Origin of the sequence: Halorubrum sp., assembly GCF_046498025.1 — an archaeon.
Classification (GTDB): domain Archaea; phylum Halobacteriota; class Halobacteria; order Halobacteriales; family Haloferacaceae; genus Halorubrum.
In genome coordinates this window covers 23758-39112 of record NZ_JAWOBM010000080.1, presented here as the reverse complement: position 1 = coordinate 39112, position 15355 = coordinate 23758, and the positions used below count along the sequence as shown (strand labels likewise).

Annotated in this window: 13 protein-coding genes; 3 read left to right on the top strand and 10 right to left on the bottom strand. The window is 72.3% G+C overall.

Going from position 1 to position 15355, the window contains the following annotated elements; all coding sequences use genetic code 11:
* Window positions 1-6: 6 nt before the first annotated feature.
* Window positions 7-1140 carry an ATP-binding protein gene (locus R6U01_RS14840; RefSeq protein ID WP_410287221.1) on the bottom strand — a complete coding sequence of 378 codons (1134 nt, stop codon included), beginning with the start codon at window positions 1138-1140 and terminating at the stop codon, window positions 7-9.
* 115 nt (window positions 1141-1255) lie between these two features.
* On the opposite strand from R6U01_RS14840, the gene R6U01_RS14835 reads away from it, so the two are divergent.
* A complete protein-coding gene (locus R6U01_RS14835; RefSeq protein WP_410287220.1) occupies window positions 1256-1732 on the top strand; it encodes a carboxypeptidase regulatory-like domain-containing protein in 477 nt (158 codons plus the stop codon).
* 31 nt (window positions 1733-1763) lie between these two features.
* On the opposite strand, the gene R6U01_RS14830 is transcribed toward R6U01_RS14835, so the two are convergent.
* The 6 genes from R6U01_RS14830 to R6U01_RS14805 all read right to left on the bottom strand — a co-directional run bounded on the left by R6U01_RS14830 (window position 1764) and on the right by R6U01_RS14805 (window position 7503).
* Entirely contained in the window at window positions 1764-2537 is a 774-nt protein-coding gene (locus R6U01_RS14830) for a protein-L-isoaspartate O-methyltransferase family protein (protein ID WP_410287219.1), read from the bottom strand.
* Window positions 2538-2595: 58 nt separating this feature from the next.
* A complete protein-coding gene (locus tag R6U01_RS14825; RefSeq protein ID WP_410287218.1) occupies window positions 2596-3285 on the bottom strand; it encodes a protein-L-isoaspartate(D-aspartate) O-methyltransferase in 690 nt (229 codons plus the stop codon).
* 143 nt (window positions 3286-3428) lie between these two features.
* Window positions 3429-3863 (bottom strand): Hsp20/alpha crystallin family protein, encoded by a 435-nt coding sequence (locus R6U01_RS14820; protein ID WP_410287217.1) that lies wholly within the window; start codon window positions 3861-3863, stop codon window positions 3429-3431.
* A gap of 108 nt (window positions 3864-3971) precedes the next feature.
* Window positions 3972-4448: an Hsp20/alpha crystallin family protein gene (locus tag R6U01_RS14815; RefSeq protein WP_410287216.1), complete on the bottom strand. Its 477-nt coding sequence runs from the start codon at window positions 4446-4448 to the stop codon at window positions 3972-3974.
* 73 nt (window positions 4449-4521) lie between these two features.
* The gene (locus tag R6U01_RS14810) at window positions 4522-6030 is read right to left on the bottom strand and encodes a stage II sporulation protein M (RefSeq protein WP_410287215.1); all 1509 of its coding nucleotides are present in this window, start codon (window positions 6028-6030) and stop codon (window positions 4522-4524) included.
* A 48-nt stretch (window positions 6031-6078) separates the two neighbouring features.
* Window positions 6079-7503, bottom strand: coding sequence for an MATE family efflux transporter (locus tag R6U01_RS14805; protein ID WP_410287214.1), 1425 nt, complete (start codon window positions 7501-7503; stop codon window positions 6079-6081).
* 135 nt (window positions 7504-7638) lie between these two features.
* On the opposite strand from R6U01_RS14805, the gene R6U01_RS14800 reads away from it, so the two are divergent.
* Window positions 7639-8136, top strand: coding sequence for a gamma-glutamylcyclotransferase (locus R6U01_RS14800; RefSeq protein WP_410287213.1), 498 nt, complete (start codon window positions 7639-7641; stop codon window positions 8134-8136).
* A gap of 249 nt (window positions 8137-8385) precedes the next feature.
* Complete coding sequence (gene ilvA / locus R6U01_RS14795) at window positions 8386-9597, top strand: threonine ammonia-lyase (protein WP_410287212.1); 1212 nt, start codon at window positions 8386-8388, stop codon at window positions 9595-9597.
* 393 nt (window positions 9598-9990) lie between these two features.
* Here ilvA and R6U01_RS14790 read toward each other — a convergent pair whose 3' ends face one another.
* The 3 genes from R6U01_RS14790 to folP all read right to left on the bottom strand — a co-directional run bounded on the left by R6U01_RS14790 (window position 9991) and on the right by folP (window position 15350).
* Complete coding sequence (locus R6U01_RS14790; protein WP_410287211.1) at window positions 9991-11061, bottom strand: NAD(P)/FAD-dependent oxidoreductase; 1071 nt, start codon at window positions 11059-11061, stop codon at window positions 9991-9993.
* Between the two features lie 92 nt (window positions 11062-11153).
* Window positions 11154-12590 (bottom strand): DHH family phosphoesterase, encoded by a 1437-nt coding sequence (locus R6U01_RS14785; RefSeq protein WP_410287210.1) that lies wholly within the window; start codon window positions 12588-12590, stop codon window positions 11154-11156.
* Between the two features lie 36 nt (window positions 12591-12626).
* The gene (gene folP, locus R6U01_RS14780; RefSeq protein WP_410287209.1) at window positions 12627-15350 is read right to left on the bottom strand and encodes a dihydropteroate synthase; all 2724 of its coding nucleotides are present in this window, start codon (window positions 15348-15350) and stop codon (window positions 12627-12629) included.
* Between the last annotated feature and the right edge of the window lie 5 nt (window positions 15351-15355).

Genomic DNA, 15355 nt, shown 5'->3' with positions numbered 1-15355 from the left:
CGGGAGTCATCTTGGGCCTTCGGACTCGGCCGCGTCCGAGGGACCACTGTCGGATCGGTCGGCGCGCGGGGTAGCGTCGCTGGCGGCGGCCCCCACGTCGCTCGCTCGCGGGCTCTCGCCCCCATGCGGCGTCCGTCGCTCGCGGACCCGGACGGTGTGGGCCGTCTCGGTCGCGTCGTCGACGACGAGCGCCTCGCCGGTCCCGGTCGGGAGCCGCGAGGCGAGGTCGCCGGTGAGGTACGTCGCCTCGGCCTCGGCGAGCCGGGCCAGGTCGCGTTCGGCGGTGAGCCGGTGACAGACGAGGAGGTCCGCCTGGGAGACGGCGACGCCCGGCAGGGCGCCGGGGCGCTGTGTCGCGCAGACGAGCGAGACGCCCGGCGCGCGGCCGCGGGTCAGGAGCGTCCTGAGCGCGGGGTCGGCGACGCCGCCGAAGAAGGCGTGCGCCTCGTCGACGAGCAGCCAGGGGAGCCGGTCGAGGGCCCCGTCTATCCGGGCGTCGTAGAGCCCGCGGGCGACCGCCCTGACGACGGCTGCCGCGGCGGCCTCCGGGACGCCGGCGAGGTCGAGCACCGTCGGCGAGCCGTCGTCCGCGAGCGACGCGACCGGGGACGCGTCGGCGTCGAACACTCCCCACGACGCCGCGAGCCGCAGGTGGTTCTCCGCGGCGCGACGCGCGTCCGCCGGCGCGTCGGCCTCGCCGGCGCGTTCGCGGAGGTCGCCGACAGAGACCGCCTCCGCGCCTTCCGTCGCGTCGGCGACGGCCCGCCACACCACTCCGCCCGGCCCGCTCGTCGGGTCGAGTCCGAGGAGGTCCGGCCACGCCGCCGCCGGGATCGACGTCGGACGGATCGCCGGTTCGGCCACGCGACCCCCCGCTGCTCGGAGTCCACCGAAGACGCCCAGCGGGTCGACGACGACCGGCGAGACGCCCGCTGCGTCCGCGAGCCCCTCGGCGAGAACGCCGAGCGTGTACGACTTCCCGGTGCCGCGCTTCCCGAAGACGACGCCGGCGTGGGGCCGGTCCGCGTCGACGCCGATCGCGGCTCCGACGCTGCCGTCGCGAGCGAGGAACGAGCCGAGGTGGACCGTCGGAAGCGGGTCGGCGCGGGCCCGTTCCGTCTCGCGTCCGAGCACGTGCATGGGCGACGCTGGCCTCGGTATCACGCAAAAGGGTCGGGGACTGAGGCGGCGGAACCCGCGCGATGGCCGGACGGCCGTCCGACCGTTTATGAGGGATGCCGCGGCCACCGGCGGTATGTCCGATTCGAAACGCGACGGCCGCACCGCGAATCGCCGATCGTTCCGCACTGACAGGCGCGCGATCGAAGGACTGCCGGTCAGGTTAGTGATCGCTCTCGTCGTCGGCGTCGCCAGCCTCAGCGTGATGATGGGAATGATCGGAGACATCGAGGGGCTCGCCGCGACGGAGGTCGACGCGCGACCGCAGCCGGAGGTGACGACGCCGGGCGAGCAGTCGATCGACGTCGCCGTTCTCGACCCGGACGGGTCGCGGGTCGCCGACGCCACGGTGATCGTCCGTAGCGGATCGGCGCAGATCGACGGGGTCGCGACGGCGACGACGAACGACGAGGGGGTCGCGACGGTCGACGTCGCGCCCGAACTGGGACCGAACCAGCCGGACGGAACGCTCACCGTGGAGGTCAAGCCGCCGGCTGAGGGCGATTACGTCGACGAGCGAGAGAACACGGCGGTGCTCGTCGTCGAGGAGTGACACGGAGGTTCCTCTTTGCGCGTCCGCTCGTTCAGAGTCGGTCGTCCCAGTCGATCCACTCCTGCTCCCAGCCGTGTCGCGCGAACCGGGCCTGTTCGGCTCGCTCGGCGTCCTCGCGGCGCGTGCGGTTCCGCTCCACGCCGCGCTGTTCGCCGTCGACCAGCATCGGTCGAAGCCGAGTCGGCCCGGCGGTCTCGACGGTGCGAAAGCCCGTCGGCGCGTCGTCGTTCGGTTCCGCAGTCCCGCCGGACGCGGGCTCGATCGCTGCGACGGTCTGGACCGCGTTCCCGCGCGGGTAGACGATCCGCCCGCCGTCGGCGAGCTGCTCCCTGAGCGCGCGCGGGGGTTCGAGGACCGCCGCCTCCAGGAGGATTCGGTCGTAGGGGGCGTACTCCGGGAGGCCGTTGGCGCCGTCGCGTCGATCGACGAGGACGGCGTCGTAGCCGGCCGCGGAGAGGTTCGATCGGGCCAGCGCGACCGCCTTGCGATCGATGTCGATCGCGTGGACGTGTCTCGCGCCCGCGATCTCGGCCAGCATCGCCACGGAGTAGCCGACGCCGGCGCCGACCACGAGGACGTCGTCGCCCTCGGCGGCGTCCAGCGCGGTGATCAGTCGAACCGCCGTCGCCGGCGCGAGGACGCGCGTGCCGGCCTCGTCGCTCGCGGCGTTCGCGTACGGTGAGTCGTCTACGAACGTCTCACGCGGGATCCGCTGAAGGGCCGTCAGCACGCCGGCGCCGAGCGGCTCGCCCAGTTCGTGTTCGAGCCCCTCGATCATGTCGGCCCGGAGCGACGCCTCGTCCATGGCCGGACTCGGTGCTCGGTCGCCTAAAAGCGCTCGTTCGTCGCGGCACCGGAAGCCGTCAGCGCATCGGCACGAACCGGACTCCTCCGTGGTCCTCGCGGTCGACGCCGTCCTCGCGGACGGTCAGGCGCACGAGCCGCTGCCCCCCGCGACCGAGGAGTCCCCCGTCGCCGACCGGCGCGACGATCCGCCCGCCGACCCGGACCTGCTCGACGATCGCCTCGGGAACCTCGGTCGGCGCGCACGTCAGGTAGGCCGCGTCGAACGGCGCCTCGTCGCGGAACGTCTCACGGCCGTCGCCCGCTCGAACGGTCACGTCGTAGCCGAGTCGATCGAGCCGCTCGCGGGCGTCCGCGGCGAGTTCGGAAACGTACTCGGCGCTGTAGACGTTCCCCGACCCGACGAGTTCCGCGACGACGGCGGCGTGATACCCACAGCCCGTGCCGACTTCGAGGACCCGGTCGCCGCGTTCGACGTCGAGGAGGTCCGTCATCACCGCGACCATGTGAGGCGCGCTGATCGTCTGGTCGTGACCGATCGGAAGCGGTCGGTCGGCGTAGGCGCGGTCACGGTGGCTTTCGGGGATGAACTCGTGCCGCGGTACGGCCTCGATCGCCGATAGCGTTCGTTCGCTCACGTCGAGTCGCTCCCGGAGCGTGTCGACGAGCCGTCGGCGGGCGGCCGCGAAGCCGTCGTCTGTCTCACGACTCGAACCGTCTCCGGCGCCCGGTCCGTCTGCGTTGATCATGCGGTGGTATAGCACGGGACACGTAGAGAAAGTATCGGCGCCGCGGTAGGAGTCGAAATCGGGGGTCAGTATGGAAAAGACGGTGGGGGACCCGCCGCCGACTGCGGCGGGGATCTCGAGGGTCGGTCGGGCTTACCGGTTCGTCAGTTCACGTCGATCCGGTGCCCCTCGTCCTCGTCGTCGGTGACTTTCGGGAGCGTCACCGTCAGGACGCCGTTCTGGTAGGTCGCGCTCGCCTCCGTCTCGACGACCGAGGACGGGAGGTCGATCGTACGGGTAACCGACTCGTGGCGGCGTTCGCGTCGCAGGTACCGGCCGGCGTCGCTCTCCTCGGCTTCCCCGTCGTCGCGCATCGTCTGGTCGCGCTCCGCGGTGATCGTCAGCTGGCCGTCCGCGGCGCGGATGTCGATGTCCTCGCGGTCGTATCCGGGCAGGTCAGCGACGACGACGAATTCGTCGTCGTACTCAGCGATGTCGACGTCGGCCACACGTCGGTCGGCTCCCCACGCTCGGTCGCCACCGAACGGGCCGCGGCTGAAGAACTGCTCGATGTCGTCGAAGGGAGTGTGTCTGTTCATGATACTCACCTAGAGAGAGGCGCTCTGAGGACTTAAACACGGAGAGACGATGGCTACCTCGAGACACGCTCGGACGGGAATCAGGCGACGGACGCGGACGCGTCCCGCTTAACTCACGTCGATGCTGTGACCGTTATCCGTCTCGGAGCGCTTCGGCAGCGTGACGGTGAGCACGCCGTTCTCGTACGAGGCGGTCGCGCCGTCGGACTCGACGGGCTCGGCGAGCGGAATCCGCCGCGAGACGGACCGGGACCGGCGCTCCCGGCGGTGATATCGGACGTCTGTCTCGCCCGCGTCGTCTTCGTCGTCGTCCCCCAGTTCGACGTCGTGCTCCTCCTCGCGGGTCGCCGTGATCGAGAGCGACTCCTCGCGGAGCTCGACGTCGATGTCGTCGTCCTCGAAGCCGGGGAGGTCGGCGAGGACCGTGATCGACTCGTCGTCCTCGACGATGTCGACGGCGATGTCGCGGGCGCCGGGCAGCTGAGGGGCATTCGGCGCGCCCAGCGTCCCGCCCAGCTCCTCGAACTCTCTGCCCATTCGTTCGAGCAGTTCCTCGATTTCGTTGAACGGATCTCGTCGCGTCATACGGGACAGGATTCGTGACGGAGGGACTTGAACGTACGGGCGGGAGGGATTCTCGGGCGTCCAGCGACGGAAACTAGAGGAACGGTCGCCAGTAGTACGGGCTCACGAACCCCTCGATGAGCGCCGCGACCGCGATCAACACTCCGACGCCGATCAGCACCCAGAACGCGCCCTCGAGTGCGTCCGCGAACTCGGCGCGCGAGCGCCGCCCGCGGAGCGCCCGCCACGAGACGATCCCGAGGTGGACACCGAGCGCGCCGGAGACGAACAGCGCCGGGATCTCGAGGAGTCCGTGGGGAACGACGAACGCCGCGAGCGCGACGAGGTTCTCCTCCAACGCGGCCGTGGCGCCGAGCGCGAACCCGTTGAACGCGATAGACGAGAGCGCCGGGACCACGAGGGCGACGCCCGCGAGCGACGTCGCGATCGCGACCGACCAGTTGTTCCCGAAGAAGTTGAGGGCCGCCACGGGCGGGACGTGCCCGACGAGCCGCGACTCGATCGACGTCGTGACGGCGCCGACGAACGGGTCGACGGCGAGCCAGCCGAGCGCGCCGAACCCGACCCCGACGACGACGGCGAGCGCGTGCAGTCCCGGCGTCCGGCGCACGAACGCGACCATCTCGCGCCAGCCGCGACGGACGCCGCCGGAGAGCTGCGATCTGATCCCCGCCGCGGGCGGATCGAGCGGGTCGACGGTCCCCCGGTAGTCGCCGTAGAGGACGGTCTTGAGGAGGTCGAGCGCGGGCGCGGCGACGACCGCGCTGACGAGCGCGACGACGGCGCCCCCGCCCAGGAACGCCAGCGCCGAGGCGGCCGACGCGATCCCGACGAGGACGCCGACGGCGACGACGAGGTACGCGGCGGCGTCCGCCGGATTCGAGCGGACGAACCCGCCGGCGTCTTCCACGGCGCCGAGTACGCCCGTGTCGTCGACGACGACGGCGGCCGGCGCGAACGCGAAGACGATCCGAACGAGCAGGAGCGCGACGACCCCGACGAGCAGGACGACCAGCGCGACCGCGGCCCCGAGGAACGGGTTGACGACGAACGCGGTGCCGATCGCGAGTCCCCCGAGCAGGAGGACGCCGAGCCAGCACAGGAGCTCGGCGACGTAGATCCCGAGGAAGGTGAGCCAGCGGTTCCGCACGCCGGCGACGCCCGCGGTGAGCCCGCGATCGCTCCGGAGGCGGGCGACGACGGCGGACATCTGACCGGCCGAGACCGCCGCGTATGTCAGGACCGCGATCGCTGCCGTCGAGAGCGTCCCCGCCAGGAGGAGGGCGATCGCGGTCGGCGACGCGAGCGGGTCGAGCGCCGGGGCGAGCGTCTCGCCCCACGCCTGCACCGCCTCCGGGTCCTGGGTGTCGGGCGGCGTCAGGTCCAGCTCCGCGAGCGCCTCGCGGGCGACCGCGAGCCGACCGGTGAGCTCGAAGTGGAGGTACACGCCGGCGAGCGCGGTGAACATCCCGACCCGGGCGATGACGGGGACCGCGGTTCCGAGGAGGTAGAACGGGATCAGGTCGGCGGGGCGCCGCCGGAGGGTGGTAACCGTGGCGGAGACGGCGGATGACAGATCCATGGGGAGCGGTTCGGTCGTCCGACACTTAATGAGTGCGCGTGTCGCGGGTCAGTCCGTCGCCGGCTCCTCGGGCTCGTCGACGTTCGGATCGCCGACCCCGCTGCCGCGCTCGGCCATCAGTTCCGCGGCTCGCCCCGCCCAGCCGGAGTACCGGAACCCGGCCGCGACCACGAGCGCCATCCAGACGTACGCGAGCGAGACGCCGACGTACGCGCCGGTCGGCCCGAACCCGGCCGTCCGGCCGAGCAGCCACGAGGCGCCGAGGAACAGCCCGAACATCCCCGACACCCGCGCGATCAGTGGTATCCGCGTCTCGCTGGCGCCCTGCAGCGATCCCGAGAGCGCGGAGAAGCAGGCGAGCGCGGCGCCGGCGACGCCGTAGACGCGGGCGAAGTCGACCGCGTAGCGGACCGTCGGCGCGTCGTCCGTGAACAGGGTGACGAGCCGCGGCGCGACGACGACGAGCCCGACGCCGATCGCGCCGACCGTGAGCACGCCGAGACTGGCGACCGCCCACCCGTTGAACCGCGCCTCGTCCGGGTCGCCGGCGCCGAGCGCCTGGCCGACGAGCACCGAGGCCGCCACGTTGTACCCGCGCGAGAGCGGCCCGGTCACCTGCTGGTACACCCGCCGCCCGATCTGGAAGCCGGCGTTGACCGCCTCGCCGAAGCCCAGGAGGAGGGCGTTGAACGGGAACTCGGCGAGCTCCGAGCCGAACCCCTCGGCCACCCGCGGCGCGCTCACGCGGAGGAGCTGGCTGGCGATCGTGAGGTCGCGGGGACGCGCGAAGTTCGCCTCGGTCCACGACCCCCAGATCGCGACACAGAGGAGGCCGGCGGTGAGCACGTTCGCGCTCGCGGTCGCCACCCCGACGCCGACGACCTCGAGCCGCGGGAAGCCGAACAGCCCCAGCCCGAGCACGACGGAGCCGGCGATGTTGAGGGTGTTGGCGGCGACGTTGACGTACATCGGCGTCCGGGTGTCGCCCGTCCCCTGAAGCGCGCGGGCGCCGACGAGCGCCACGTGACGCGCGGGGGCGGTCGCGAACACGATCGCGAGGTACGTCGCGCCGAGGGCGACGACCTCCGGCGACGTTCGTTCGCCGACAAACCGGCCGAACACGCCGATCGCGAGCTCGCCGAAGAGCACGCCGAACAGCACGAACGGGACCCCGGCGAGCGCGCCGAGGAGGATCGCCTGCGTCACCGCCTCGTCGCGGTTGGCCGTCGCGTCCGCCCCGGTGTCCTGCGAGGAGAGCGCGATCGCACCGCCGCCGAGTCCGAGGCCGATTCGGAGCGGGAACCGAGCGTAGAGGTCGGCGAGTCCGATGGCGACGACCGCGGCCGGCGAGAACAGCGCGGTGACGAGCACGTCGGTCGTCCGCATCGCGGTGCGGAACGTCTGCTCGGCCATGACGGGCCACGCGAGCGCGAACACGCGCCGCCAGACGCCTCGCAGCCGCGGGAGGTCCATGTATCACGCGAGACGGACGTGCGCCGCTTTTACGTATCGGAGGCGGTCGAGCCCGCCGGGTCGGGGCGACTCGCGTCGACCCGCCCCGGTCGACCGCGTCCGAAGCTTCAAGCGTGCCAACGACCCACACGACGTATGGACGTCTTCGTGTACGGCACGTTGACCGAGCCCGAGCGCGTCGCCGCGGTGCTCGACTCGTACGTCTTCGTGGGTCCGGCGACGCTGACGGGACTGCGTCCCGTGGAGGGTCGATTCCCGACGCTCGCGCCGGGCGGGGAGACGGCCGGTCGGCTCCTCCGGACGGACGAGACGGCCGCGCTCGACGAGTACGAGGGCGTCGACGACGGGCTGTACCACCGGATGAGCGTCCCCCTCGACGCGCCGGCGGGTCACCCGGACCGTGCCGCCCTCTACGTGGGAGACCCCGACCGCCTCGACGCGGATGCGACGTGGCCGGCCGTGACGGGATCGGACACGACGGTGGCGGACGAGGGACGGTCGAACGCGACGGTGGCGGACGAGGGACGGCCGGCCGGGTCCTCGGACCTCGCCGACGGGTTCGCGGCGCGGGTCGCGGCGTACGTCGAACGGGCCGACGTGCGGGTCCGACTGACCTCCGAAAAATCCGTCTGACGGAGGGATGACGGCGGTGCAGTCATGCGGTTTCACTTTCGCTCCGCTAGCCCCACCTTTTTGTATTCCTCCCGTTTATCCTCACTTGCACGTCACACGCGTGCATTCCCCCTTTCACAGACGGCGAGCGTGTCGCTCGTCCGTCAGCTCCCTCTCGTCTCGGAGCCTGCGGCCCGTCGCTCGGCCGTGACGGCAGGCGAGACGGCCCGGACCGGAACCGATTAGCGGCCGGCGCGGCGACGGGGACCCATGCTATCCCTCTCCGACGTTCGGGCGGCGCGCGGGCGCGTCGAGGGCGTGGCCCGTCACACGCCCCTAGAGCGGTCGCGGACCTTCTCCGAGATGAGCGGCGCGGACGTCCGGCTCAAACTGGAGAACCTCCAGCGGACCGGTGCGTTCAAGATCCGGGGCGCGATGAACCGGCTCGCGACCCTCTCGGAGGCCGAGCGCGAGGCCGGCGTCGTCACCGCGAGCGCGGGGAACCACGCGCAGGGAGTGGCCCTCGCGGCCCAGCGGACGGGCGTCGACGCCACCGTCGTGATGCCGAAGTTCGCGCCAGTCTCGAAGGTGAAGGCGACCCGCGGATACGGCGCCAGCGTCCGGCTGGAGGGCGTCGACTACGACGAGGCGCAGGCGTACGCCCACCAGCTGGAGCGCGAGGAAGGCCGGACCTACGTCCACGCGTTCGACGACCCGGTCGTGATGGCCGGTCAGGGCACGCTCGGGCTGGAGATCGTCGACGACTGCCCCGAGCTCGACACCGTCGTCGTCCCGATCGGCGGCGGCGGGCTGATATCGGGGGTCGCGGTCGCGGTCAAAGAGCAGCTCGCCGACGTGCGGGTCGTCGGCGTGCAGGCGGAGGGCGCGGCCTCGGCCGCGAAGTCGCTCGAGGCCGGCGAGGTCCGCGAGATCGACAGCGTCGACACGATCGCCGACGGGATCGCCACGCGGGCGGTCGGCGAGCGGACCCTGGAGGTCATGGCGGAGTACGTCGACGAGATCGTCGCCGTCGACGACCGGGAGATCGCCTTGGCGCTCACGCTCCTGCTCGAACGCTCGAAGACGCTCGTCGAGGGCGCCGGCGCGGTCGCGCTCGCCGCCGTCCTCTCGGAGGCGTTCGAGTACGGCGACGGCGAGACGGTCGTCGCCGCGCTCTGTGGCGGCAACATCGACCTCAACCGGCTCGGCACCGTGATCCGGCGCGGACTGGTCCAGATGGGCCGGTACCTCAAGATCACGGTCGACCTGAAGGACCGGCCGGGCGAACTGGAGCGCGTCTCCAGCATCGTCGCCCGCACCGGCGCGAACGTGTACGCGGTCCACCACGACCGCACCTCGCGGGATGTCGCCGTCAACGCCGCCGAACTCGAGCTCGAATTAGAGACCGACGACGCCGAACACGCCGCCGACATCGTCGACGCGCTCGAGGCCGACGGCTACGAGGTCGAGATCCTGTCGTAGCGCGAGCGGCCGCGGCGACTATTTATAAACGACTAGCCGGTGCGACGGCGCGCTCCCGCGAGCGGCCCGCGGCCGCGAGCGGAGCCCCAGGGAGTCAGTCGCCCGAAGCAACGCGGAGGGCGACTGACGAGGCTGGGGAGGCGTGAGGAGGCGGTTGCGGTGCGGTCGGGCGGGACTCAAAGGGGCAGCCGCGAGGGCGGCGCAGGCGACGCAAGCACTGCAAGGAGCGAGCGAAGTGAGCGACTGAAGCGCGCAGCGAGCGTGCGCCGCCCTCGCGGCTGGGGCTTTGGAGGTGTATGTCGCAACAGTAGCGATGTATAACCGCTCGACGAGTGAACCGAACCGTCCTACGGGAATATTCGAACCAGCGAACGCGACCGAAACGATGCAGTCCTAGTCGTCCGCGGCGGCGGCGTCGACCTCGGCCTCGTACAGCTCGCCGGCGCGCTCGCGCTCGGTGAGGTACTCGTCGACGTCGAGCGCGGCCATTACGCCCATCCCGCCGGCCGTGGCCGCCTGCTGGTAGTGGAAGTCGACCACGTCGCCGGCGCCGAAGAGGCCCGCGACGTCGGTCGCCGTCTGGTTTCCGCCGCGACCGCCCTGCGTGAGGAGGTACCCCTCGTCGTCGAACTCGGCGCCGGTCCCCTCCAGGAAGTCGGTGTTCGGCGTGTGGCCGATCGCGAAGAAGACCGCGCCCACGTCGAAGTCGTACTCGTCGACCTCGTCGGCGGTCGCCGGGTCCTCGAGCTTCTCCGTGGGGTGGCCGTCCGGGTGCTCGACGAGCGTCACGCGGTCGATGCCGTCCTCGGGGGTGCCGTGGATCTCGGTGAGCTCCGTGTTGAGCAGCAGCTCGATCTCGCCCTTCTCGACCTTCTCCATCGTGCGTTCGATCCAGACGTCCTCCGCGCGGAACTCCTCGCGCCGGTGCGCGATGTAGACGGTGTCCGCGAACTTCGTCAGGAAGTTCGCCTCCTCCATGGCCGCGTCGCCGCCGCCGACGACGAGCATGTCCTCGCCGCGGAAGAACGCGCCGTCGCAGGTCGCACACGTGGAGAGCCCGTACCCAATCAGCTCGTCCTCGCCGGGGACGCCGAGCGTCCGGGCGCTCGCGCCGGAGGCGGCGATCACGGCGTCCGCGGTGTAGACGTCGCCGTTCGTGAGCTCGACGCGGAAGTGGCCCGCGGGCTCCTTCGAGACGTCCGCGATGATCCCGTTGCGCGCCTCGGCGCCGAACTTCTTCGCCTGCTCTTTCATGTTGTTGATGAGTTCCGGCCCGGAGATGCCCTCGGGGAAGCCGGGGTAGTTCTCCACGTCGGTGGTGAGCGTGAGCTGGCCGCCCGGCTCGTCGCCCTCGATGAGCAAGGGATCGTTGTTCGACCGCGCGGCGTAGATCGCGGCTGAGAGCCCCGCGATTCCGGTGCCGGCGATGATGAGTCGGCGGTGGCCGACAGTATTGTCACTCATGCGCCGTTCTTTGCCACCGCGAGATATGTAGGTTGCGCCATCGGGCGCGGCGGTCGGCCAGCCGCGAGGATGCCGTCGCGAGTCGAGCGCCCTCAGTCGGTCGGAAACTCCGGGAGCGCCCCGGTCGGCTGGGTCGGAGCGTCGTCGAGCGCCTCGAAGAAGCGTCCGGAGACGAACGTCTCGACCACCTCCGGGAGGGACTCCGACTCCGAGACCTCCTCCAAGATGCCCAGCGGCACCTGTGCGCCGGCCATCGTGGCGTGGCCCCCGGCGGAGCCGACCGGGTCGAGCGCCTCCCGAAGCAGTTCGCCGACGTCGAGGTCAGCGCCGCGCGAGCGCGCGGAGGCGTAGATCACTCCGTCCATGTACCCGTAGACGAACGTGACCGTGACCCCCTCCATATCGAGGAGGCGCTCGGCCGCCTGCGCGAGGGTGTCGCGGTCGCTGATCTCGCCGACGCAGGAGGCGACCGTCGAGCCCCGCACGTCCCGCCCCTCGATGGCGTTCGCGAGCACCCGGAGGGTCTCCTGACTCACGCTCGGGCTCTCGACGCGCTGGAGCGTCGACTCGTCGGCCAGCGGCGACAGCGACGCCGCCGCCTCGAAGTCCGGAATCGACGTCGACCGGGTGAAGTCCTTCGTGTCGATCCGGATCCCGTACAGCAGCGCGGTGGCGAGCTGCCGGTCGGGCTCGACGCCGAGCCGCGAGAGGTACTCCTCGATCAGGGTGCTCGTCGCCCCGGCCTCGGGTCTGATGTCGACGAAGGAGCCCGCGACCGGCCCCCGGGGCGGGTGGTGATCGATCACGACGTCGACCGGGTGCCCCTCCGGGAGGCTGTCGTTGATGCCCGCCCGCGAGTGGTCGACGAGTGCGACCCCGTCGTAGTCGTCGACGTCGATCCCGTCGAACGTCGACAGCGACAGGTCGAGTAAGTTCACCATCGCGCGGTTCTCTTGGTGGGCGATCTCGCCGCCGTAACAGGGGTCGGCGGGCACGCCGACGACGTCCGCGACCCGCGCCAGCCCGATCGCGCTCGCGATGGCGTCCGGGTCGGGGTTGTCGTGGGCGACGACGAGCAGGGGACCGGAGAGTTCGCGGAGCGTCCGCAGCAGTCGGGCCGGCCGCTCCTCGCCGTCGACGTCCGTCGCCTCTCTGACGCGCGAGACCATCGCTTCCACCGGGTCGACGACGCGATCGGCGATCGCCTCCAGCGCCGACTGCTGTGACGAGGTCGGGTCCGTCCCGACGTGCGCGACGATCATCGCGGTCGGGTAGCGCTCGCGGGCGGCCTCCGCGGCGGCGACGTTCCGGGCGGCGTCGTCGCTGGCGACCAGCACGACCGCGACGCGGTCGGGGTACGTCGAGGGGTCCGTCGGGTCGGCCTCGACGGTGGCGACGTTGCGGTCGCGGAGCGTCGATGCCCACCCCGTGTCGTCGGTGATCGCGACGAGTTCGCCGTGCTCCTCGCGGGTGCGCTCGACGAGCGTGTTCCCGACCGCGCTACAGCCAAGCAGCAGACGCCGGGCCATACCGGCGCGACGGGGTGTACATGGAAAACGCTGCCGTCATTCCCCGGCGCCCTTCCCCTCGGCGTCTCCGCGCTCCCGCAGCGCCCCGTTCACCGCGCCGGCGACGTCGACCGCGGCCCGGTTCTCCGCCACGTCGTGGACCCGCACGATGTCCGCCCCCCGGTCGGCGGCGAGCGCGGTGGCCGCGACGGTGGCGTGCTCGCGGTCGTCCGGGCCGCGGTCGACCGCCTCGAACATCGACTTGTGCGAGTGACCGATGAGCACGGGGCAGTCGAGCGCGGCGAACTCCCCGGCCCGGTCGAGCAGTTCGAACGCCTCGGCCGCCGACTTCCCGAAGCCGAGCCCGGGGTCGACGATCACCTTGTCGCGGTCGATCCCGGCCGTGTCGGCGAGCGCCAGCCGCTCGCGGAGCGACGCGACCACGTCGCTCACCACGTCGTCGTACTCGGGGTCGTTCGAGGGGTCGACCGGCGCGTCGAGGCTGTGCATCACGACCACCGGGCAGTCAGCGTCGGCGACGACCTCGCGCATCGCCGGGTCCTCCAGCCCGGTCACGTCGTTGATGACGTCCGCGCCCGCCGAAAGCGCCGCCTCCGCGACCGCCGCCTTCCGGGTGTCGACCGAGATCAGCACGTCGCCGTCGGCGACCGCCGGCACGGACTGGACCGCCTCGATCGTCGGGACGACCCGGTCGATCTCCGCCGCGACGGGGACCGGCTCCGCGCCCGGTCGGGTGGACTCCCCGCCGACGTCGACGACGTCGACCCCGGCCCTGACCATGCGTTCGACGCCCGCGACCGCGTCTTCCAGCGCCTCGTGACGCCCGCCGTCGTGGAAGGAGTCGGGCGTGACGTTGAGCACCCCCATCACCGCGGTGCCGTCGGTCCAGGGGTAGTCGGGGGCGGGAGCGTCGCCCTCCGTTTTCACTTCGTCTCCGTCGAGCGCGAGCCGGTCGGCGATGTCGGCCGCGACGCCCGCGAGCCCCTCGCCCTCCCGGGCGCGCAGGCGGTCGAGGAGGCCGCGGTACTCCGCGATCGTCCCGCCGAGCGTGACCGGTACCTGCTCGCCGCCGGGGACGCGCCCCTCGCCCGCTCCGAGCCCGCCGATAGCGGCGTCGCCGCCGACCTCGCGGATCGCGGCCGCGAGGCGCTCGGCGCGGTCTCCGCGCAGCCGGAGCGCGAGGACGCGGTGATCGATCCCGTCAGCGCGGGCCGACGCCGCGTCTGGCGGGACGCCGGACGCGTCGAGCGCGCGGCGAGCCCGGTCGGCCGCGCGTCCGTCCGTTCCGCCGACCGACCGCGGCGTCACGGTCCGGAGCCGGGCCGCGCGCGCCTCGGCGACCGCGAACAGCGACCCGACGAGCAGTACGCAGTCGCCCGGGTCGGCGCGGGCGACCGCGTCGTCGAGGGCGGCGGCCACGTCGTCGCCGACGGTCACCTCCTCGACCCCGGCCGTCCGGAGCGCGGCGGCGAGCACCTCCGGGTCCTCCGCGCGGTCGAGCGCCGGGCGGCAGGTGACCGCCGAGGCGGCGTCGGGGAGCGCGCTCGCGGTGCCCGCGTGGTCCTTGTCGTGCATCGCCGCGTACACGAGGTGGAGATCGTCGTATTCGTACTCCGCGAGGGTGCCCGCGAGGGTCCGGCAGGCGGCCGGGTTGTGCGCGCCGTCGAGCACCGTGAGCGGCGCCGTGTCCACCACCTCGAACCGGCCGGGCCACGTCGCCCGCGCGAGCCCGTCGCGGACCGCGGTCTCCGGGAGGGGTTCGCCCGTGTCCGCGTCGGCCCCGTCGGTGCCGCCCTCGTCGGCCTCGTCGGTGCCGCCCTCGTCGGCCTCGCTCTCGCCGCCATCGCCATCGCCGGCGCCGTCCCGGTCGGAAACCACGGCCGCCGTTCGCCGGGCCAGCGCGACGGCGACCCCCGCGTTCGTCGCCTGGTGGTCGCCGACGAGCGGGATCCGGTAGGTGCCCGCGACCTCGCCGGCCAGCGTCACCTCGGCGTCGGTTGGGCTCACGCGCCCCTCGTAGGTCACCGAGACGGCTGGGTCTGGGTCGGCGTCGGCTCCGCGGTCCGTGTCGCCCTCGCGGTCCGCGTCTGCGTCCGCGCCGACCACGGTCGCGACCGGCGCGCCCGCCTCCGCGGCGACCTCGCGGACGACCTCGAGCGCCTCGCCCTCGCAGGCCGTCACGAGAGGCGCGCCGGGCTCGGCGATCCGAGCCTTGGTGCGGGCGATCTCCGCGACCGTGTCGCCGAGGACGGCGGTGTGTTCGAGCGAGACGTTCGTTACCGCGGCCGCGATGGGAGTGACAGCGCTGGTCGCGTCGTACTCGCCGCCGAGCCCGACCTCCAGCACCGCGACGTCGACGTCGCGGCGCGCGAAGTCGCGGATCGCCATCGCCGTGACGACCTCGAAGAACGTGAGCGGCTCGCCGGCGGCCGCGCGCTCGACGAGCCACGGCTTCACCTCGGCCACGAAGTCGGCGACCGCGTCCTCGGTTATCGGGAGCCCGTCGACGCGGATCCGCTCGGCGAGCGCGGAGAGGTGCGGCGAGGTGTAGAGCCCGACCGAGAGCCCGGCCTCGCGCAGGATCGACTCGGTCATGCGCGCCGTGCTCCCCTTCCCGTTCGAACCGGTCACCTGCACGAACGGAACGTCGTCTTCCGGGTTGCCGAGCCGGTCGAGCAGCGCCGCGATACGTTCGGTCCCCGGCTTGACCGAGAAGCGGCGGAGGTCGAAGAGGAACGCCGCCGCCTCGTGGTAGTCCATGTCCC

Excerpts from the sequence above, each read along its gene's own strand:
- R6U01_RS14840 (WP_410287221.1), bottom strand. The coding sequence starts at position 1,140 with ATGCACGTGCTCGGACGCGAGACGGAACGGGCCCGCGCCGACCCGCTT.
- R6U01_RS14835 (WP_410287220.1), top strand. The coding sequence starts at position 1,256 with ATGTCCGATTCGAAACGCGACGGCCGCACCGCGAATCGCCGATCGTTC.
- R6U01_RS14830 (WP_410287219.1), bottom strand. The coding sequence starts at position 2,537 with ATGGACGAGGCGTCGCTCCGGGCCGACATGATCGAGGGGCTCGAACAC.
- R6U01_RS14825 (WP_410287218.1), bottom strand. The coding sequence starts at position 3,285 with ATGATCAACGCAGACGGACCGGGCGCCGGAGACGGTTCGAGTCGTGAG.
- R6U01_RS14820 (WP_410287217.1), bottom strand. The coding sequence starts at position 3,863 with ATGAACAGACACACTCCCTTCGACGACATCGAGCAGTTCTTCAGCCGC.
- R6U01_RS14815 (WP_410287216.1), bottom strand. The coding sequence starts at position 4,448 with ATGACGCGACGAGATCCGTTCAACGAAATCGAGGAACTGCTCGAACGA.
- R6U01_RS14810 (WP_410287215.1), bottom strand. The coding sequence starts at position 6,030 with ATGGATCTGTCATCCGCCGTCTCCGCCACGGTTACCACCCTCCGGCGG.
- R6U01_RS14805 (WP_410287214.1), bottom strand. The coding sequence starts at position 7,503 with ATGGACCTCCCGCGGCTGCGAGGCGTCTGGCGGCGCGTGTTCGCGCTC.
- R6U01_RS14800 (WP_410287213.1), top strand. The coding sequence starts at position 7,639 with ATGGACGTCTTCGTGTACGGCACGTTGACCGAGCCCGAGCGCGTCGCC.
- ilvA (WP_410287212.1), top strand. The coding sequence starts at position 8,386 with ATGCTATCCCTCTCCGACGTTCGGGCGGCGCGCGGGCGCGTCGAGGGC.
- R6U01_RS14790 (WP_410287211.1), bottom strand. The coding sequence starts at position 11,061 with ATGAGTGACAATACTGTCGGCCACCGCCGACTCATCATCGCCGGCACC.
- R6U01_RS14785 (WP_410287210.1), bottom strand. The coding sequence starts at position 12,590 with ATGGCCCGGCGTCTGCTGCTTGGCTGTAGCGCGGTCGGGAACACGCTC.
- folP (WP_410287209.1), bottom strand. The coding sequence starts at position 15,350 with ATGGACTACCACGAGGCGGCGGCGTTCCTCTTCGACCTCCGCCGCTTC.